This is a genomic window from Algoriphagus locisalis, from assembly GCF_900116615.1.
GTDB lineage: Bacteria > Bacteroidota > Bacteroidia > Cytophagales > Cyclobacteriaceae > Algoriphagus > Algoriphagus locisalis.
This window is the reverse complement of sequence record NZ_FPBF01000005.1, coordinates 29,718-50,686: the sequence shown is the minus strand read 5'-3', so window position 1 is coordinate 50,686 and position 20,969 is coordinate 29,718. Positions and strand designations below refer to the sequence as shown.

General features: G+C 39.0%; 19 protein-coding genes. 5 read left to right on the top strand and 14 right to left on the bottom strand.

The genetic code is table 11. From position 1 onward, the window contains the following. Window positions 1–469: 469 nt before the first annotated feature. Entirely contained in the window at window positions 470–661 is a 192-nt protein-coding gene (locus BM386_RS23485; RefSeq protein ID WP_139235924.1) for a hypothetical protein, read from the bottom strand. A 351-nt stretch (window positions 662–1,012) separates the two neighbouring features. Here BM386_RS23485 and BM386_RS14330 point away from each other — a divergent pair, with 351 nt between their 5' ends. Next, complete coding sequence (locus tag BM386_RS14330; protein ID WP_091695563.1) at window positions 1,013–1,312, top strand: helix-turn-helix domain-containing protein; 300 nt, start codon at window positions 1,013–1,015, stop codon at window positions 1,310–1,312. 283 nt (window positions 1,313–1,595) lie between these two features. Here the strand turns inward: BM386_RS14330 and BM386_RS14325 are convergent, their stop codons facing one another. The 9 genes from BM386_RS14325 to BM386_RS14280 all read right to left on the bottom strand — a co-directional run bounded on the left by BM386_RS14325 (window position 1,596) and on the right by BM386_RS14280 (window position 12,842). Continuing rightward, window positions 1,596–2,861: an ApeA N-terminal domain 1-containing protein gene (locus BM386_RS14325; protein ID WP_091695561.1), complete on the bottom strand. Its 1,266-nt coding sequence runs from the start codon at window positions 2,859–2,861 to the stop codon at window positions 1,596–1,598. Window positions 2,862–3,129: 268 nt separating this feature from the next. After that, entirely contained in the window at window positions 3,130–4,152 is a 1,023-nt protein-coding gene (locus BM386_RS14320; RefSeq protein WP_170857105.1) for a PD-(D/E)XK nuclease family protein, read from the bottom strand. 1 nt (window position 4,153) lies between these two features. Continuing rightward, a complete protein-coding gene (locus BM386_RS14315) occupies window positions 4,154–7,453 on the bottom strand; it encodes a type ISP restriction/modification enzyme (protein WP_091695559.1) in 3,300 nt (1,099 codons plus the stop codon). Window positions 7,454–7,648: 195 nt separating this feature from the next. Then, window positions 7,649–7,939 (bottom strand): STAS-like domain-containing protein, encoded by a 291-nt coding sequence (locus BM386_RS14310; RefSeq protein WP_091695558.1) that lies wholly within the window; start codon window positions 7,937–7,939, stop codon window positions 7,649–7,651. A 24-nt stretch (window positions 7,940–7,963) separates the two neighbouring features. Continuing rightward, window positions 7,964–8,650, bottom strand: coding sequence for an ATP-binding protein (locus BM386_RS14305; RefSeq protein WP_139235923.1), 687 nt, complete (start codon window positions 8,648–8,650; stop codon window positions 7,964–7,966). Between the two features lie 929 nt (window positions 8,651–9,579). After that, a complete protein-coding gene (locus tag BM386_RS14295) occupies window positions 9,580–9,936 on the bottom strand; it encodes a hypothetical protein (protein ID WP_091695553.1) in 357 nt (118 codons plus the stop codon). A 154-nt stretch (window positions 9,937–10,090) separates the two neighbouring features. Next, window positions 10,091–10,582, bottom strand: a complete 492-nt coding sequence (locus BM386_RS14290; protein WP_091695551.1) for a hypothetical protein — start codon at window positions 10,580–10,582, stop codon at window positions 10,091–10,093. An 81-nt stretch (window positions 10,583–10,663) separates the two neighbouring features. Continuing rightward, window positions 10,664–12,370, bottom strand: a complete 1,707-nt coding sequence (locus BM386_RS14285) for a DUF2075 domain-containing protein (RefSeq protein ID WP_244545535.1) — start codon at window positions 12,368–12,370, stop codon at window positions 10,664–10,666. 262 nt (window positions 12,371–12,632) lie between these two features. Further along, entirely contained in the window at window positions 12,633–12,842 is a 210-nt protein-coding gene (locus tag BM386_RS14280; RefSeq protein ID WP_091695548.1) for a helix-turn-helix domain-containing protein, read from the bottom strand. Between the two features lie 95 nt (window positions 12,843–12,937). Here BM386_RS14280 and BM386_RS14275 point away from each other — a divergent pair, with 95 nt between their 5' ends. The 3 genes from BM386_RS14275 (at window position 12,938) to BM386_RS23480 (ending at window position 13,828) form a co-directional block, all read left to right on the top strand. Then, window positions 12,938–13,195: a hypothetical protein gene (locus tag BM386_RS14275; protein ID WP_091695546.1), complete on the top strand. Its 258-nt coding sequence runs from the start codon at window positions 12,938–12,940 to the stop codon at window positions 13,193–13,195. A 64-nt stretch (window positions 13,196–13,259) separates the two neighbouring features. Next, a complete protein-coding gene (locus BM386_RS14270; protein ID WP_091695544.1) occupies window positions 13,260–13,574 on the top strand; it encodes a hypothetical protein in 315 nt (104 codons plus the stop codon). Window positions 13,575–13,585: 11 nt separating this feature from the next. Further along, complete coding sequence (locus tag BM386_RS23480) at window positions 13,586–13,828, top strand: hypothetical protein (RefSeq protein WP_139235922.1); 243 nt, start codon at window positions 13,586–13,588, stop codon at window positions 13,826–13,828. A gap of 949 nt (window positions 13,829–14,777) precedes the next feature. Here the strand turns inward: BM386_RS23480 and BM386_RS14255 are convergent. The 4 genes from BM386_RS14255 to BM386_RS14240 all read right to left on the bottom strand — a co-directional run bounded on the left by BM386_RS14255 (window position 14,778) and on the right by BM386_RS14240 (window position 18,089). Beyond that, window positions 14,778–15,215 carry a very short patch repair endonuclease gene (locus BM386_RS14255; protein ID WP_280141014.1) on the bottom strand — a complete coding sequence of 146 codons (438 nt, stop codon included), beginning with the start codon at window positions 15,213–15,215 and terminating at the stop codon, window positions 14,778–14,780. A gap of 220 nt (window positions 15,216–15,435) precedes the next feature. Then, window positions 15,436–15,876 (bottom strand): hypothetical protein, encoded by a 441-nt coding sequence (locus tag BM386_RS14250; RefSeq protein ID WP_091695539.1) that lies wholly within the window; start codon window positions 15,874–15,876, stop codon window positions 15,436–15,438. Window positions 15,877–16,351: 475 nt separating this feature from the next. Beyond that, window positions 16,352–17,068: a LytR/AlgR family response regulator transcription factor gene (locus BM386_RS14245; protein ID WP_091695537.1), complete on the bottom strand. Its 717-nt coding sequence runs from the start codon at window positions 17,066–17,068 to the stop codon at window positions 16,352–16,354. Next, entirely contained in the window at window positions 17,061–18,089 is a 1,029-nt protein-coding gene (locus BM386_RS14240) for a sensor histidine kinase (RefSeq protein ID WP_211482914.1), read from the bottom strand. Before BM386_RS14240 ends, BM386_RS14245 begins: the two co-directional genes overlap by 8 nt. Before the next feature lie 143 nt (window positions 18,090–18,232). Between BM386_RS14240 and BM386_RS14235 the strand changes: the two genes are divergently transcribed. Then, window positions 18,233–20,674 carry a TonB-dependent receptor gene (locus BM386_RS14235; protein WP_091695535.1) on the top strand — a complete coding sequence of 814 codons (2,442 nt, stop codon included), beginning with the start codon at window positions 18,233–18,235 and terminating at the stop codon, window positions 20,672–20,674. Window positions 20,675–20,969 lie beyond the last annotated feature (295 nt).

Sequence of the window (20,969 nt, the reverse complement as noted above, 5' to 3'; positions counted from 1 at the left end):
GAATAGAACAAAGAGAGACGAAGCAATCTGAGTCTCAGTCGAAGTGATCAGTCGTCAATGTTACCGTCATTGCGATCCCGAGAATCGGGAGAAGCAATCTAAGTCGCACTTCCGGGTCATTTCGACGAGGGACAGCCTGTCCCGATTCATCGGGAAGGAGAAATCTCTTCTTCAAGCAAATCCATCACTTTAATAGTAAATGTCGAATGATGAATTCTGAATAATGAAGTGAGCACTCCCCTACTTGGTACTTTGTACTTGATACTTTGTACTCCAAACAAGACATAGAAATCCCACCTTGCCCCAACCGAGCAACCACTTGTGGTGAGCCCGTCGAACCTGCAATAAATAAATACTAAGAAATGTGTCAGCTCTACCGGCTACTGTGAGCTTGCTGACGTGAGTGTGTAGTAACCGATCTGCTCAGGGATGTGCACCTCCCATTAATCGGCGATAAAAAACGAACCCTTTATATAGGATTCTTGGGCTTCAGGGGATACAGGCGATCTGAAGCGATAATGCCCTGTACCTCTGGTAATGAATAATAGGCCATAGGTAATGAGCAATGTGCCCCAAAGTAAAAAAGCACAGACAGATCTTTCTTCGAGAATACTGATCCCGGGAAGCTACTTAATCCAGAAAAAATCAAGGCCTGTTCCATGATACTTGGGTTATAACGATAGTCCCCAAGAAAAAAAGCCATTGAAGTGGACTCTCCTTCTTGCAAGAACTGAGGTACGGCCAAGCACCTGGGAACAAGCAAGCGAGTAGCCCACGCCAATGGCGTGAGCATTCCCACTCTTGTCTCGTTCCATAAAGAAAATTGGCCGTTTTCAGTTCTGAGACACTAAGTGCGAACGCTTAGAAATCATTTCGAATATCAATTCAAAGTTATCCCTTTGAATAAAATATCCGAGGTATTTCTAAAATATCCACAGCTAATATAGAGTATTTAATCAAATACTCCTAATTAGGAGTAATAATTTTTCACGGCAATTATGTGATTGCCTGAATGGAAAATCAAGAAGAGAAATTGACCCCAAAAGCAGAATTACTTAAATCGATTGGAGACAGAATGGAGTATCTGCGGAAGTTAGAAGGATATACAAACTCTGATATTTTTTCTTATGACAAAGGAATCAACAGAAGCCAATATGGAAAATATGAGAAAGGAAATTCTGATCTTCAGATATCGACGCTTATTCGTATTATTCATAGCTATAATAATATGACAATTGAAAAATTTTTTGAGGGGGTGGATATACCGGAGGAATTTACCAAAACGAACTCTAAACCTGAAAGATCGAGATAGTTCGGCGAAGGGAGTAAGTGACAACTGAAAGATGTTACCCATGGTATTCAAAGCTGAATCACTTCATGGTCGTTTAAAAATCAGTGAGCATTTGATTTGAGAACATTTAAGTTAAAGATCCCGCAGGGATCAAACAATTAAATAACCGTGGGTGCAACCTGCGTATAACCAAATATTGAGTTGAAAAGGCAACCCCAGAGGGGTTGAACATATTAATTCGAAAAATTCTACGAATTATGAAAGGGCAGATACCATCAATCATACAAGTCCGACGAGAGTATTGTTAATTTAAATAATCATCCTCTCCATATTTTCTTAGCATTTCTTCTGTAAATCCTACCTCTTTTAGTATGGAAAATAAAACCAAAGCATATAGTTTTCTAGTTTTTTGAAATAATTCAGGTATTGTAAAAAAATCAACGCCCTTGTCTTGGTGTAAATGGGTGTAATAATCTCTATTATCCACTATCCTTTTTATTTCTCCTTCTGAAAAATCAATTATATTAATGGACATCAATTCATAATAGAGCTTTTTTATTCTTTTTACAAAAGGCATTTGCTTGGAACTTTTAAACATTCTATGGAACCCGTCAACACATTGCGTAATGGCTAAAAAATCCTTAATAGTAAATTCACGACCTCTTTCATTCAATTCGATTAAAGTTTCAATTATTGGATCTATTTGTTTGTTTAATTTCATCCAACTTGATAGAATTTCACTTATTTTTTCTTCTATATCAATAAAAGATATTTTCATATATGAGCTTCGATCAATTTTATTTTTAAAGTATTTTTGTTTAAATACACAGCGTTTCCAAGGGTGTTCATATTGATTTTTTGTTAGTGTTTCTACATGAAAGTAGAAATTCGTAAAAAACACGTGATCAGAAAAGCAACATCTTAAGAATGAAATAAATCTATTTGATTTTTCAAGAAAATAACTTAGATTATTATTTTCAGAAGAACTTATTATTATACTAAAACTTGAAAACAATTCATACCCAGAATAATTAACTTCTTTATAGCTTGCAAACGATGAAAATTCAATTGAAAAATCATTTGCCGTGTCAAATCTGTAAATATCTTGATCTTTAGATTTTAAAAATTTCAACTCAAACCCATCAATGTTTTCTCCTTGATAAAACAATTTCTGATTTATAATATTTACCTTCATCCATTGAGGAAAAACATTTATATTAAAAGAAATTTTATTAAACAACTTACTTGATCTATACTCTAAGCCAAGGTTTGACAAAATAATCCTGACATTATAAGATGCAGTTGAAATATTTACTTTAAAATTAGCTTTATAATTTGTTCTATAACAGTCAATCAGGGAGATAGTATCACCATTTTCCAACAATCCTAAAATCACCTCATAATAAGGCCCATTGTCTGGTTCAAGAAATTTCTTCTTGGGCTCTTCTAAAGTTCCAATCAGCTCTAGTTTTGATTCTAGCTCAGGCTTAAAGGTTAAGATTCCTGCGATCTTTCTATCTTTAAGATTAGGGAGGTGCCATAATCCTTTAAAATTCAATTCTTGCCTCAAAATTTCTAAGTTTAAATTTGTCCCGTAATCATAAGAAAAATTCTATTTTCCCATTATTCCATCTGTCTCCCTCATCACTCTATGACTCTCCACCAATGCTTTGCTGATCTTCTGATAACGAAGAATGTCTTGGAAATCCAATGTTCATCCTATGCGGTCTTTGAGCCATTTTTTTGTGGGTTAGTAGCGCCGATGTAGAAGTTTCAGGCTGCCTCGGGGAGGAATCCCAAAATTAAATGCATACTCACTTTCTATATTAAACGACGGATTACTTAGTAAATAATCTCTTATCTTTAAATCTTAAGTCATATAATATTTGTAATTGATCTTGTAAGAATTTATGCATTTCGAAATTATTATCGTCCTCATGAAGGAAATCGGTGATTGGTAGAAAAGATGATATATTATAAAAATTCTCATTTTCTTCAAATTCCCAATTGTGTTTTTTAACTAGTTTTTCTTCAAGTAGTCTTAAAAATTCAGAGTTCTTGAACGATCTTAATGGCAGCTCAATGGAAACGCCAACATAAGGCAGCTCATGATCTTCCCACCACCAAAAGAACCCAATTTGCAATTTATATACTTTGGATAAAAATTTTAATGCAACGTAGTTCAAATATGAATTATAATAAAACTGGGAACTCCTACTTGAATTCTTGGAATACCCACCAAATTCGGTCATAAATTCCGTTTTAAATAACTCTAACAGCTCATCCATTTTTGTCATAGTCTCAGGAATTGTCTGCATTGCTAAAAGGTCTTTAATTGTAAAATTCTTCGATTTTTCCATGCCTTGTTCTATTAAAAATTTTTTTAATTCAATTGTTATTTCTGAGTTGGTATTGGTAATTATATCACAAACTGAAAACCATCTAAGCAAGCGAAATTCAACCCCTAGATCATCAAAGTCTCTATTTTCAAAAAATTTAGTCAAATAAACCAAGTATTTTGAAGGAGTCTCTTTGTGGAATTTCTTTAATATTTGAATATAATTACTTAGCTGATCTTTCCTTTCAAATGAGTTAACTTTACACTCTATTAGAATAATCGTATCCGCAAATGAAATTTCAATATCCGGTCTTCCAAAATTTTTATAACTTACTTGTGTTTTTACTTTAACATCATTAGAAACATTATAAATTCCTAAACAATTTTCAAAAAAAACTTTACGAAAAATAACATCTGATTCAAGACAGAATGCAAATAATTCTGTTAAGTAATTTTCTAAGGGAGTTATATTTTCCCTCTGACGATATGAAAACAATCTTGAAAAAACTGATTCTAATTTCATATCAATCAGCTTGTTCCATTCTTTCCTCCCCATCTATCTCCCTCATTACTTTCTCTGTCTCGAAAAGCGCCTTGATGATCTTTTGGTAATGCAGGATGTCTGTGAATTCTAGCTGTCGGCCTTTACGGTCTTTGAGCCATTTTTGGGCGGGCTGATAGCCGCCGATGTAGAAGTTCCAGGCTAGTTCGGGTACGCCGTCGAAGTATTGATCGGCGTTGATATATACTCTTCCCGTCACTGCGATCCGCCTCGGCGGAGAAGCAGTCTCTTTGTCTGGATCAGATTGCTTCGTCGTACCTCCTCGCAATGAAGGGGAATCCTCCCTACCAATGACGAAGTGTGGCTTCTCCACTTCGTTTTCGCCACTGATGGGGTACTCGGTAATGTAATCATTTAGGTTTGGGCTTTCCATCAGGTGAAGCTGTCGAAGCTCTCCGCCTAGGGCGACTAGTCTCCAGAACTCCTCCACATCGGTTGGATAAGGCACACGAGGGAAATCTATTTTCAAAAACTCCTTGTACGTCTCTCTATAGCTTGGCGAGTGCAGCACTGCATAAATATAGTCCAGTAAATCTATTGGCGCAAAGCTCTGTCTAAAGGCTGGGCTTACTTCCCCACTCTCCGCATAGCAAACTTCACCGCCTTCTTCCTTCTCGGGCACAAAACTCAAGCCCAAGCCCTTGGCGATTTCTGCCACCAATTTCATATCCAGATTGGGAGTTCGGGTAGGGTTGGAATCTAGGGAAAGTTGGGAATCGGAATCTGGATAGAGGTAGAGGGGAATAACAGTGCTTTTATCATAACCAGAAAATGATTTATGACCAGCTATTTTATTAGACACAAAAGCTCCAATATTATCTTTTGTCTGTTTAGTTACTATTAGACCAATGTTATTTTTATTAATTATATTTTTCAGCACTTCTGGCCTAGGAAATGCATAAAACCCTTTAGTATTCCCTGTATAAGCTGAAAATCTAAAATCAAATGGTCTATACAACACTTTACAATTGATGAAACTATTATTCATCAAATCGGCCTTAGCAGTTGCAACAGTCCAATCTCTGCCGTCTGGCCGTTCATTGTATTTCTTTCTAAATTCTTCAACTTCGAGAAGCTGGATATCTGAGACTACGTCAGATAATTCATGGGAAGTAAAATGAATAGTAATCGAGTCTCTCTCGCTTGTAAATCCATTTGAATAGGTTTTAAATAAATCTGCAACCGATAAACCTGTATCATATTTCTTTAATAATTCATTATTTCTTTTAACAAAAGGAAACTTAGGCAGAGTTAATTCTAATTTTTCCCACTCTATAGTATCAAGTGAATTATTGACTAAAAAATCATATTTCATTTGTCTTCTTCCAAATAGATCATATTTAAGTAATAATGCGTCTTTCTGGGAAATTTGATTTTTGATAAAAATATTAATACTCACTCCTTGCATTATATCAAACACATTTTCATCCTTTGATCCATCAGGAGCTGTTTCTTTTTTCTTAGCATTCCCATGCAAATCCAAAATATAGATTTTATCAAAAGTTTCTAAAAGCTTTTTTCTCATTTGTCTATGAATCAAGCCATCCAAAAAGCTATTATTGGTAATAAAGGCTAAAATACCTGATCCATTCTTCTCTATAAAGTGCTGTCCATAGCGAATGAATTTGATGTAGTCATCAGAAAGTGGCTGAATATTTCTTTCGTTCAGATTCTTTTTATAATCAGATACCAAGCCTTCGATCCACTCTCCCTTATTGGTACTACTCACAGAATAAGGAGGATTTCCCGCTACTATCATCACGGGCGCATCTCTCTTAATCTGATTGGCTTCGTTGGCCTCGGCGGAGAGCCAGTTGGCGAAGAGGGTGCCCGTGTCCTTGTGGTATTCTTCTAGGCTATTGGTGAGATAGATTCGGAATCGCTGACCTTTGGTGCCAGTGTAGCCGGTTTGCTTGAGCAGCAGATCCAGCTTCAGATGCGCCATGGCGTAGGAAGCCATCAGAAGTTCGAAGCCGTTGATGCGTGGCAGCAGGTGACTTTCCACATAAGAATTCCATACACCTTGCTGTCCTTTGAATTTGGAATAGATGTGATTGATCGCCTCTGCTACGAAGGTGCCCGTGCCTGTAGCCGGATCGAGAAATTGCACCCGATGCACTTCCTGCTCCACTTCCCGCATGCCTCCAGAGAAGCGCTTGTCATGGGTAGGAATGGGTACTTTGATCTTGGTTTTGGAGGTATCCGCCAGTCCCATCGGTAGGTCGAATTCATCGATCAGGATATCATCTACCGCTCGGATGATAAAATTCACCACAGGATGCGGCGTGTACCATACCCCCCGGGCTTTGCGCAGCTTAGGATCATAGGTACTCAGGAAGGTCTCGTAAAAGTGGATGATAGGATCCTCGGTCTGGGTTGCCTTACCGAAGTTGCTCAGGATGGCATTCACATCCGCGGCCCGGAAGATATCGGCCAGGGCATCCACTATCCATTTGATTCGATCGTCCAAGTCATATCCGGCGATGTATTGGAAAAGCTTTCTCAGGAAAGGATTGGACTTGGGGATCAGTTCGGCTGCCTCTTGTCTGGAAAAAGTATCTAAAGATTCATCATACAATCGAGCAGCAAACATCCCGTAGGAAATGGTCTGGGCATAGACATCCGAAAATTCCTTTGGGGTAATGTCATGAATGAGGATTTCCTTGAAAGCATTCATCTGCTCCCTGAGGGTAGAATTCTCCTGATTGATCTCATCAGAATTCAGAGAGTTCTCGATCACATTCGCCAGCATTCTAGCTTTGCCCGCCATCATCTCTGCCAGTTTCTTTGGGCTTTTGATGCTTTGGCTGATATGGGTGGTAAACTCCGTGATCAGAAGTTCGAATGCAGGAAAGTTATGCGGAAGTGGTAAGATTTTGCCTGCATCCACCACACCTATACGGATGGAAGTGACCAGTTCACCGCTTTTGTAATAATAGAAATCCAGGTAATCGGTAAAGATCAGGTTGTCCAGTGAGCCCTTGTATCTGTCGAATTGTTCTTTGTTCCCGTTCTTTTTGGCACCTGTGAGATCGGAATATCCAATATCCTTTGCCTCAATGAAGCCGACAGGGATTTCTTTTTTATTCGTCAGAATGTAATCGGGAGCACCACATGCCTGACGCTTTGGCTCGTTAGTAGCGGATATGTTAGGAACTAGCGATTCAATTAGATTTTGTAGATCACCGCGGAACGTATGTTCTGTAGCGTGGCCAAGACGGTATCGGGAATTGATGCTTTGCAGGTATTCGGAAACAGTCATGAAAAAGAGTTAATGAAAAAGAACTCCTTAAAGATATCATTTCCCCGTAAAATGAGAAGCAGATTTAAAGAAGCAGTTCAAATTTTTGAGGAATTTTTGAACGTGGAAAAATGAATGGAAGTGCAGTTCGAAGCAAAATATATGGATATAAAAAAAGGAACTTCGTGAAGTTCCTTTCTTAGATGTTTTTGATTTTCAAGCCTTAGCCCCTGAGCGAAAGCCTTCAATGTAATGCTTTAGCATTTTTGCTTGTGTCTGGGTAACTTCCGCGGGTTTGATTTGGGCAAGAAAATTTTCCAACCCCAAATCCTCTATGAGGGTACCAAAAGAAGAATTCAAAAAGGATGTAGATGGTGATGTGGCTCCTAAAAAAGACAAATGAATAACCTTACCCTGCATCAAATCACTCTTTAAAGCAAGATACAATTGATAGCCAGAGGCATTTGAGTAAGTATCAGAGACAAGATCTTTTATAAAAATTTTCATGGGATGCAAAATTAGATTTTTTGACTACCATTCCAAAACCTCAACGGTTTCAATGTCTGATAAGTTATCAACTTTGATTGAAATTTCAATTACCGTTCCGGTAAAATTTTGAATTGGATTGGGCAAAAACTGATTCCCACTTTGCGAACTTTCCATTTTTACCTCATCTGAGAATAACTTCCATGTTCCATCAATAGCCTGAATAAAAGAAGCTATAGTGTCCAACCCTTTTCCGGCGTTATGCGGTTCAGACTTAGTTGTCTGATTCAATTTTAAAGCCCAACCTACAGCATCAAATTGCGGAAGCTTCCGCATTCCATGTGATTCCAAAAATCTATTCACAATAAGTGGAATGCCATACCCAAGATCTGCGACAGCTATAACTATATTTCTTTGTTTTGCATAATACTGGCAAAAAACCAGACAATCAAATGGTGACTCGGAATGATCATAGACATTGTTGATTAATTCAGAAAGTGCTATTTGCAAGACACCTAAATCCTTTTCCGGACAAAAAGTTTGAAACAGCGCCTGAGTCTTGAGAATATATTCAGTCATATTCTCTTGATTCACCCTATGAAGAGGCATTGCTGTATAATCAGAAATTTGAAAAAGTTCATTGTTTGAAAAGTGATTTGGAGAACAAACTTCAAGAAGCCCAATAGCTTGAAGGTAATTTTTTACTGGCTGATTCTCTACATTCAAATTCACCCTACCTATAGTATTTAGTTGATAAATGATAAATTCCGTAAGAATCAATATGTCCATCGGCCTCAGAAAAGGCTGAAAAAGATGAATAGTCACATTCTCATCGGTAATGGGATTCAAAATAATATGAAAGAGCTTATGATAATCCCCTTGACGCTTAATTACAATATTCATTTATAGAATAAAGTTTGTTGAAAATTCTTTCATCTCTGATAAAATAAAAAATTGTTGAAAGCTTATTGACTTAGTTTTGGATTCACAAATATCTCATAATAAGAATTTTAATAAATAAAGAGAAAAACTAATAAATATGCAATCCAAAAAACAGATTATAAGTGACTTATCGGGATGGATGTCTTGAAGCGGTGGTCTAAGAACTTGATTTGAGGATTGAAATTATTCATTTGAAAAAACATAGGGTACACCCCCACTGGGTGTTGTATTGTCGTTATTAGGAACTTGGTGAGTTTGGCCCCGTCTGGGTGTAGTCAAATCGGTAGTCGGGACTGGGTGGGATTTGTAATTCCATCCAAGTATTCTTGACAATTTGCTTTCCTACCTCCTCCCATCCTCCTCCTTAAAGAGAGGGCGCATGGCTCTGCTATCATTTTACTATCTGATTCAGAATTGAGTGGTTTCCGGATTTAAGGCCGGATGGTTGATAAAAGTTGGCTGTTCTACCTCCTCCCATCCTCCTCCTTGAAGAGGAGGCGATTGGCAGCGGTAACTGATAGTTTTCAGTATCTAAAAGACATCTGCAATAAAAAGAATAAAATGATAACAGTACATACCCTATACAGGGTATTTTTTGGAGAAATGGGAGGAAAAGTGAAAGAAATGCAGTGTTTTCTGGTTGGTCATCAGAATTATCTTCGTCTCACCGTGCCGTTTTGCAGACAAAAATAGAAAGAGAATCCCAGAATGTATAAACGTCATTTCCTCACTCCCATTTCTGTATAGGCGTGAAATTCGCAGATTGCCATATCTTTCAGGGCCATCCTGTCACAATCTTTCCAAATACATTTATTGGCCGTTGTTCCATGATGCCGTTTTAGCAAGTCAATTCTCAATTCTATGTCGTCATAAGTAGTCCAATTTTCAGGTGACGGGAGTCGAACAAGTAATTGTTCCTGATATTTGTCCCATTCATCAAGTCGCCAATACGAGTTGTCATTCTTGCAATAATATAGTCTGTACCAATCTTTTCTGTCGATTAGCTCAAAGTCCAATTCAATCCTATTCAGAATATTTTGGTCAGCGTAGTATATATTCTCGGATAGTTCGGTCATTTCTTAACTAGTGCAGAACGATTGATGATGTGGCCGGGCTAGATTTAACAGAGCAAAACAATTTAAAGCTAGATAAAACTACAGAACTTTCAAGCACAGCTAAACCCAGCTTTACGACTGCGCCATGCCGTATCCTGTTATTAATAGTTTTAAGTTATTTCCCCTTCCTAAATTTCCTTTGCCGATTGTTTTCCTCTAGTAGAATTAAAGTTTTCTGCGTTAACTTGACTACCGTATCTATCTGAACTTCATAATAACCTCCCTGTTCATCCTGTATGGCATAGCCATTTGCAATCATATATTTTGCTGAGGGACTGTAAGGTCTTTGGTAATAAAGCTTTCGGATGATCCTAGAGTTTTCAGCATCGTAGCACCACAGCCCTTGATCTGTGTTTTCTGGCGTGAACTGGCTGGTATAAACTCCATCTGCTCCAAACGTAGTTAGTGGTCCTTTGGGTAGCTCGTAGCCTTTTACTACCTCGTGCCAGATTGTATCAACCTTAGCCCCTAATGAGTCTCTTAAATCGACAAATTCCCAAATTCCAATGAGCGTGGTCTCTTGGGTATCGCAATTTTTGGATTGGCCTCTTGCTAGATGAAGATGACCCAAACAAAGAATGAAAAATAGTATTGCCTTGAAATTCATTTTATTAGAATCTATTAATTCTATTTCTTAATTCCACCACACTCAGCATATCCATGCACCAGATGAGCCCATCTTAGCAAATTAAATTTCTTTGACTCCACAAGAAAGTAAAAATTCAAAGGTACTATCATACAAGCCTGGAGGCCTAGTCCGATCAGAACTATTTCCTTCAGGGATATAGATAATAATTCCTTGCCGAGCTCTAGTCATGAGTACTCTGTAGGCATTTCTTAGGTACGATTTCTCCACCTCATTTTTAACAGCCTTCCATTTTGATCCTTCAAAAGATTGATAGTTCCATTTACCATCCCTGAAATAGAAGTTAATATCCCAAGCCAAACACAAGTAGTCTATTTCCAAACCCTGAATATCAAATTCAGTTGCAACCAACTCTAAATAATGAGAGGAACGAACATCAGAGGCATCATTTAAAAACCAGTCCTCTGCTGTAATTTCATTTTTCACATCAATACCTACAGCCCGTAATCGCCTGCCTCCAGAACTACCAACTAATCCGATTCTTTCCGTTCCCTTAGCTTTTCTTCTGAGCCATTGTTTCGCTTTACTAAAATCTCTAGTTATGCAAATTGGAAAAACACTATTGAATTCTGCGACTATAGACTTAGCCTGACTGTAATTCCCCTTAATTAGCTCATGAACAAAAGATGATATTCTTTCTGATCGAAATGAGCGAACAGAAACTGAAAGATGAAGATGCTCTTCTGAGTTGCCTTTAGCTTTTAGCCAATCTCTTAATTCTTCATCATCTAAGTAATCGTTATCATCTACAATGAGGTTGGAATAATAAACATCCCAATTTTGGTAATGATTTTTTAACGCCATTACCCATTCCGAAAGACCTGCTTCTCCAGTATTGATCTCCTGTCCACCGCCGATTAAGCAAATTATTGTGCAATGACTAGTATGCCTATTCATCACATCAATCAAAAATTCAGGTTCGGACATGTCGAATTCCTTGCCTTTCGACTTCATAAAAGACGAGGCTTTCTTTTTAGTCCATGCCCTTTGTGCTTCATCAAAAATAACCACCTTTTCATTAGGAGCTTGATTTGAGATGATGTTGTCATCCCGAAAATGATGAATGTTTTGAATAAAGGCATTGGCTTTTATCGCTGATTGTTTCTTGGTAAGCTTTTGGCCTTTTTCCTTTGCTTGTTGAACTTCATCTCTCACTAAAGCCTCTCTCAACACATACACTAATGGCCCATTTCCTGAGAGAAATACTGCATTTTCATCTTCGTGGGCTTTTCTCCGTTCATTAGCAATATTAAGTCCAGCGAGTGTTTTGCCAGCGCCTGGCACACCCGTTAGAAAGCAAATTGATTTAGAACCATTAGACTTTGATCGTTCAATAATGCTATTTATACATTCAGTGGTTATGGATAAATTAATTGCACCCGCATCATGTCTAGAAATTTCCGAAACAGAATGCCCTCTGTAAAGTGCCTGCGATGCTTCAATAATAGTTGGAGTAGGTTTGTAAATTGAGTTTTCCCACAGAAATGAATCGATTTCTATACTATTACTAAATAAAAGTGTTTGAGCTATGATACTCCCAATATTGCTTTGATTAGCCTTTAGAGGCTCAAATAACTTGTCGTTAACTTCATATATGTTGGTAAAATTGGGAGCTCGGGTAGAAATCACTAGAGGAACCAGTTTTTCATGGTGGCTTGCTTCATGGAAATTTTTCAAGTCTAAGCAATAGTCTACAGTTTGATCTATTGCATGTTTTTGATACTCTGTATCACCGACTTTAAATTCCAATACAAAAATGAAATCCTCAATGATAAGAATATTGTCAACCCGTTTTCCCATTCTAGGAATAGAAAACTCAAAATGGATTTGCCCCCTATCAAATGGTGCCAGTTCTACTTTAAGAATTTCGATCTGTTTGATCCATGCATTTCGCTGTAAGTTGTCAGCTGCGAAATCGTGATTCCTAATTAACTGACCAAGAATCTTGTCGTTATTATCCTTTATAAATTCAGAAATGGAATTAGAGTAGTAGCTTCTTTGCATCAAAAAATTAATCAATATTTAAAAAGTCAGTTAATCGCGTATCTAATGCTCTTGCGATTTTATACATGGTCTCAATTGAAACATTCCGTTTTCCATTTTCAATGTCTGAAACATAGGTTCTATCGAGATCCGCCAATTCTGCCAACTTCTCCTGGGATACCTTTTTACTATTCCGTATAGCTCTTACTTTTTTGCCGTATTCCGCCTTGACGTCCATACTGCAATCTGAAAAAATGTAGACTATCGTACCACCGACTATAGTCGACAAACTGAGCAGAATTGGGTATATTTGGATGTCAATAGTATAAACCCATGAGAAAACTGATCCCTATTACCACAGAGTATATCAAACCATCCCGGTCCATAGACATACTTCATCTCGAAAGTTCGGAGGGAATTGAACCCTTCTATATCTATAATTACGAAGGGTTGCACTTTCATTATTTTGACAGTTTGATTAGGCTGATACAATTTTTTGAAGAGGGATTGGAGGCAAATCGATCCTTTTATAGTGGGCAGGAGTTGGATGATTTTTTGAATGAATTATCTGGGAGAGGGTTAAATGATTGAGATTTCTTCCGCCCCGGCGGACAAGCTTCTCCGCAGGCTCCGTTCGAATTGACTACAGACAAGAATGAAAAATATTAAACTCACCTACCGCTACCGGGATGCGCATAATTACAAGCAGTTTGGTGCTGTGGTATTTTCTAATCCTACTGGATTGACTGTGGAAGAAGCCACTGTCCTACTCCTGCCTAAGTTGATCTCTGAGGAGTTTTTTGTTCCTCAGGATTGGGGCTTGCCAGGGCTTCATGCTGCACCTTACAATCCAGCTGTGGATCATGAGTGGCATGAATTTGAGGACTTTGAGGAGACGGATGAGTCTGTTACTGATGAGCGGGAGATTGGGGAGTTTTTGGAGGGGGTGGTGAAGGGCTATGAACTATGATTATTTAGCACATGAATACTTTCATTTACTCCCACACCGAATATGTAAGACCGTCTAGGACTATTGAAACTGTATATATGTCAGATGGCTCTAATGTCAGGGCGTTCTATATTTATAACTATGAAGGGTATTCTTTCCGGGTACTTGAGCATTTAGTGTCCTTGATTTCATTTTTTGAATCAGGTGTAGCCGAGGATTATCATTTAGATACAGAAGAAGAGTTGGATTGTTTTTTAGAGAGGGTATTGCTGTGAAATTCTCAAGATTTAGTATTAGTTAGTTAGAAAGTTAAATAGGGAAAATGAGATTTTTGGAGCTTCATTGAAAAGAACCACCGTCTAGCTCTTACATGATTCATTTATCCCTTACTTTTTGAAGGCAAAAAGTAACAAAAACCTTTGTCGAAATAATGCTTCATCCGCACAAGGCCGGGCGCTGGCCCGCTATTTCGACGGCCTCCCCGCCCCTAAAAACAAGCCTATGGGGTAAATTAAAAATTATCATTACTTGAGCGTCACCACGAATTCAAATCCACAAGATTCATCAGGACATTGATGAATTTGGGTTTGGCTGCTGGTATGGCATAGGTCTGCGATGATCTCAGTCCTATTTCCGCATTTGGGGCATGTGGTGGGTTGGTCAGAGGAAAGGTATTGGTGGCTATAGGTGGTTGGATTCATTAAGGCCAAAAATATGAAATCTATTTGTGTGTGACTTTTGATATCATTCTTCTACTTTGAATGACTTTTTCTTTTTAGGCCAATGCAACCACATAATTTAAACTTGCGTAATAAACATTTGGACCGGGGTGTCCCCGATCGGCAAGGAGCTCAGCTTAAGTTGGGCTCTTATTTTTTTGATTCTAAAAATTACTGGATTTTAAGCATGAATCTGTTCAAAATCCAGGAAACAGAAAAACATTTTACAAAATCAAGACCAATTAATTATAACAATTTTGTGCTAAATGATTTCGAATTGTTTTAAGGCGTTGCTCTGGTGTTGCTCCATTGTTGCTCTAGTCAACTTGATTAAGATGGAAACTGCATAATCAATTCATAAAAAGAAATCCAATAGATCCAATATCCTTTTGATACAGGCTCCCCCCTTCACCTCAAAATCCCAAAACCTTAATACTGTCCAGCCTTTTGATTTGTAGTAGGCGTTGATTTCATGATCCCGTTGGATATTACATTTGATTTTTTTCTAGAGCATGTAAAGAAATGAACCGTCCCGGATGGGACTCTGGAAATTGTTTGACGACTTTTTCCAGCCATTGAAATGGCTGGCTAAGGAATCGGACGTCCCCATGGGACTATATATTAAGATCCAGAATTCCCGGTTGGACTTGATGGTGCCTTTTCTATTTTCCCAGTCGTACCCATGCCAGAAGGTACCGTCCACGAAGATGACGAGTTTGTATTTCTTCAGGCTGATGTCGGGTTTGCCTGGGAGAGGTTTCTTGGGTGATTTGTATCTCACTCCTGCATGCCACAGGGCTTTCTTCAGGAGTTTTTCGGGTTTGGTGTTGTGGCTCCGGATTTTGGACATGTTGAAGTAACGGGCTTTGGTGGTGTAGAAGCCGTTTTCCTCCGAGAACTGGGGGACTGCTGTTTTGGGTCTTATGTAGGGTTTGGGTTTCAAATTCCTTAATTCACTACAGGTATGGGTATGGTTATACTTACGTAAGTATCGTGGTTGAGGATAATGATGGTTTTTAGATGTGGGAAAGGAAAGGTAAGAATTAATCAACTGCGGGCTATTAATTACGGATCTGTGATGTGGCCGGATAGTTTTGACTCCTTTTTCCCTGTCAGTCAAGTGATTTAATTTGCTTTATGTGGATCGTAGGTTTAGGTTTCCATCACTTGTTCTCTGAATAAATGATACCACCTATTTTTCTCTCTGAAACCAGAATACTAATCGAATCACCAGTAGTATAACTGGACTCGGTACAGGTAAAACATAAAAATGAAACTACTTCGCCCGATTCCAATCTTGATGATACTTCGTAAGCATCAGCAATTCCGTTAGTAGAACCAGATTCCAAACTTGGATGATCAAAAAACAGTAAGGGTGAGCCAGCGGGTCTTCCTTCTGAAAAAGTATATCCTACCACTATTCCATTTACAGGGTATTTTGTGCTTAGTAAATCATTCGTTATGTCTAAAACAATAAGTATAATCAGGACTCCGGTAACGATCCCAAAAACCCAAGCAGTATTTGGCTTCGATTTGGCTTCTGCTAATTCGATTTCGTTTATTTTTTTCGAACTCCAATTCGGATACTCCTCTAGATGTCTCATAAGCAGTATTTTATAATATATAAATATAAGATAGTTTTCAAATTAAAGAAAACTATCTCATTAAAAATCCAGCTTTCCCAATGATCGTAAAACCCGACACAGTTTATCGCACATCCAGCTTGATTACTTTCATTAAGCCCAGAAACAGCAGATCTTTGTTTACTTATAACCCCTTCACTACATGTATAACTGGGCAGAAATCTGCAGCGAGCTAAAGGATCTGGAGAAACGGGTGGATGCGAAAATAGATGCGATTATTTCTGAGAACGCTAATCCATTTCCTCATGCATGAATTACTAAGGCTAGGCAAATCGAAACGCTTTCCCGGGCGCTGAGGCAGTTTATTGAGGTTGAGCAGGAAAAGGATGCTATGGTGATTTTGCATATAGTGAAATTAGTTTTTTTTAATCCGCATGATGCATTTGCAAATCTACTACGGAAAAGGATCGGGAAAGGCTGCTACGAATAGTCCGGGTTAACTTGTGAACCTTTGAAGAAACTGGCGTCGATAGGAACTTCCAATTGGCACTAAGGCATCATTGTCTAGTTCAATCTGGCCACCTGCAATTCTTTTGATATGTTTAAGCGCCACTATATAGGATTTATGGGTTCGTATAAACATGGTGGTGTCCAACTTTTGCTCTATCTCTGCGGTGGTTATGGGACTTAAATACATCCGCTCAACGGTAAACACTTTTACATAATTGCCCCAACTTTGGATATAAAGGATTTCATTATAGCTAACCTTGAGGATGTCCCCATCAACTTTGAGCATAATTCCGGACCGGATTTCTTCGGTTGGCATATCGGTTACTTCGGCCTCTTTAAAAGGTAGCCGTGAAAGTACATTGTCAATAGCCAATAGGAAGCGATGGAAATCGAATGGCTTTACTAAATAATCAATGACCCGGTATTCGTAGCTTTCTAATGCATATTCCCCATAAGCTGTGGTTAGGATGACCATAGGTGGGTTTGTAAATGATTTAAGCATTTGTAGTCCGGTAAGGCCGGGCATGTTTATATCAAGAAACATCAGGTCAACTGTATTTTGATACATATATTCCATCGCCTGCAGCGCATTATAAAAAGAGGCTTCCAACTTAATGTACTTAAGGTCTTTCAAATAATGCCGAAGGACTAAATGTGCACCTTCTTCATCATCAACTATTATGCAACGTAAAGCCCTATCCATTGCTCAATGCATTTAATGTAAGTTTTAGGGTAGTGGTATAAGTGCTTTCATCTGCCAGTACCTTCAAATCATAAGAACCAGGGTAAAGCATATTAAGCCTCTCTTTTATGTTAACCAAGCCAATTCCAATCGAAGGGTTCTTTAGTTTTTCATCAGCCTCAGAGTTCCGGGTCTCTACGATCAGATGGTTATCGTCAAGGGTTATGAGGATATTGACAAACCACCTATTGGTAATTGTGACACTATGCTTAAAGGCATTTTCTACCAAAGTAATCAATATAAGTGGTGCAATGGAATAGGTCGCCAACAGATTATCCGCATTCGGGTAATTGTAACTTATCTCACATCGCTTACCGGTCCGCTCCTGTTCCATCGCCACGTAATTTTCAATAAAACTGATTTCTTCGCCGATGGTTACCCGTTCTTTCATACCGCTTTCCAACTGGTACCGCATCAACTGAGAAAGCTTAAGGATTAGGCTGGGTGTTCTCTGGGGGTCGGTAAGGCTAACACCATACAGATTGTTGAATAAATTAAAAAAAAAGTGAGGATTCAGCTGTGCATGAAGATATTTAAGGTTCATCTGGCTTAACAACAGTTGAGTTTCATTCCGATTGTGCAACTCCCTGGAATATTGCTTAATCAAAAACAAGGATAATATGGTGAAGGTACTGATCAGACATAACACAAAATGATAAGTCATCCCCATCCCTAAGGAGACTTCACCCCTAAACAATTCCGGTGCAATCCAAAAATAATCAAGCGCTAACAACATCGCCGATACGGCTAGGGTAGAAATAAATAATAAGAATATGTAAACACCGTAGCGTTGAGAGAGGAAAAAGGGGAAAATCAGATGTCTGTGAAGCTGAGCCTGGCTGTAAAGCAAAATAAAAAATATCAGGCCTTTTAGCAGATCGATAAAAGTATCCACCTTCATCCACTCATGCAGCATGGTCAATACAAACATGGCAATGAAAATGACCAGTTCTTCAAAAAATTTGCTCTTGTAAAATTTCACAGGTCAAAGGTCAACTATTGGCATACAAGTTCCAAAATTTACTGACGAACAGCGTTCGTCATCTAACCCTCCTATTCATCATTCTTTTTCTTTAAAGCCAGCAGCTAGTTGTTTGTTTTGCGCCTAACAAACTAACTAAATACATGCGCTACTTCATATTTTGTTTAGCCTTCTTTACGCTTTTGGCAGTCTTTGCCTCACAGTTAACTTTTGGGCAAGATCTGACTGGGAATACAGCTGTTATAGAGATCAAGGGAACCGTGCTTGATTCGGCAAACCGCAAGCCTATAGAAATTGCCATAGTAAGCATCTGGGCACATGGGAAAGTAATAGCATCGGCCGTCACTGATCAAGCAGGGCAGTTTCAGTTAGTCACTACTGAACCTGCCCCCAAAGAAATCTTAGTGTCTTTCATAGGCTATGAAAACTATAAATCGCCCCTCGAAGGTAGATCACACACGCTGGAAATACTGTTGCGAAGCAAAGACTTATCCTTGACAGAGGTAGTGATATCAGGCAAAAAAACACTGCTACAAACCAGCGGTGATAAGATGATCTATAATGCCTCAGCTGATATAAGTAACAAGGCCGGCTCAGCATCAGATGTATTGCGAAAGGTCCCGCTTCTTACCGTAGGCATTGATGGTGAAGTAAAAATGCGTGGCAGTTCCAACCTAAAAGTGCTCCTAAACGGGATGTCTTCCGGAATAATGGCCAAAAACCTAAAGGAAGCACTAAAAATGATCCCTGCAAGCAGTATCACCTCTATAGAGGTGATCACTTCCCCGTCAGCAAAATATGAAGCTGAAGGTGCTGCAGGTGTGATCAATATTATTACCAAGAAAAACATTTTGGGTACAAGCGGAAATCTTAATATCAGTGGGGGAAATCTGGAACAGTCTATAAATGCCTCACTGAACATCGCCCGGGATAAATTCGATTACAGCTTTAATCTAAATGGTAGCCGCACTAGGCAGCGGAATAGTTCGATCCTCGAGAGAACATCCATACAAAACATGCAGGCTGTCGGGACGTTATTCCAACAAAATGATGCTACCCAGTATGAAAGGGGTGGGTATGCGGGAGCCGGCTTTGCTTATCGCCCCGACTCTACACAAAAACTTGGAGCAGACTTGTCTCTTTGGAGTGGTAGTTGGCCTGTTAAGAACACCCTGTATAACCGTTATGAGGAAGGTGCAACTGTTTCTGAATATAACCAACGCAGTAGCCAAACTGGCAAGTTTCAGTATTATGAGCTGGCAATGAACTATCAGAAGAAGTTCAGTAAAAATAAACACGAGTTGCAGATCACAGGGTTGTTGGGGCGCTCAGACGACCGTTCTGATTATACCACCAATCAGTTTAGTCTTTCTGATGCTATGTATTTTACAGAGAAAGGCCCCAATAGGGGCAAGACCTGGGATAGCGATATACAAGTCGATTATGCCTATCCGCTGAATAACTCAGGAAGCAGCCTTTTGGAGACCGGGGTAAAGTTTACTCGGGCTAACTCCAATACAACGTATCAGGTGTATAATAACCAGGCAAATCCTGGTAGCGAACAGTTGGAACAAATCGCATCCCGTTCCGATGAGATGGATTATTCGAGTACTATTTATGCCAGTTATCTCAGCCTGAAATTTGAAACCGACAACAAATGGGCTTTTCGTCCTGGTTTACGCTTTGAAGGAACACGGATCGCCAGTACTTTCAAAAGTAATTCACCTTCCTTTAACGCCAATTTCAATAACTGGGTCCCAAGTTTCCTTATTTCAAAATCCCTGAATGACACCCATGAACTAAAACTAAATTACACTGAAAGGATACGCAGGCCATGGATTTGGGATTTGAATCCCTATGTTAATGCAAGTGATCCCCGTAATCTCACATCGGGTAATCCACAATTACGCCCGGAAACCACGAGGATGCTGGAGATCGGGCATAGTTTGAATGCTTCCTCCGGCTTTACGCTGAATAGCAGCATGTATTATTATTCAAACAGTAATGCCATCGAATCACTAACTACGGTTGATGCACAGGGTGTTTCCAAGACAACGCCTAGTAATGTGGCCTCTTCCAAACGATTGGGTAGTAACATTAATTTATCTATGGAATTGAATAATAAATGGATGGCAAACGGTGGGCTGGAACTTTACCGTGTATGGTTCAATAGTACTGCCTTGGATATAGGTAACAAGGGGAATTTTTATTCACTGAACATTAACACATCATACACCCTTCCTAAAAACTATACATTGCAGATCTCAGGAGACTACAGTAATGGTTTTGTTAAGCTTCAAGGGAGAAGCTCCGCTTTTTGGAGCTATCGATTATCGGCTCAAAAAGAGGTTTTTAATAAGAGGGCGAGCATTCTGTTGAATGTTAACAACCCTTTCCAGAAAACGCTATCCCAGCGCAGCTACGCTACAGCTCCAACATTCAGCAGCAGGACGTCAACGAATTTCTACAACCGTTCATTTAGTATTTCTTTCAGCTGGAAATTAGGGATGCTGGACCGTCCAGGCAGCGATGAAAAGGAGTTTAACGAAAGTGAGGGAAAACCAATGCGTAAAGGAATATTTTAGTGGGATAAACAGATGGGTGGCTATTCTCCATAAAACCCTTTGGGTGTAGTTTCTTCTCAGTACCTCTGAAGTTCAATTGGACGCTGGGTGAAGTTTGCCGACCCTACAAGCTGGCCTCCCGAATCGTTTCTCTCTCGGGACTAAAATAGCCTACTGGAAGATTTCTTCACGCAATGTCCTACCCAACTATTCTTGACAATTTGCAATTGGCTTTCCTGCCCCATCCTATCTACTCCCCGGTCGGTACTCGCTACAGGCTCCCTACCATACGTGGGGAAGGCATTGAGGACAAGGC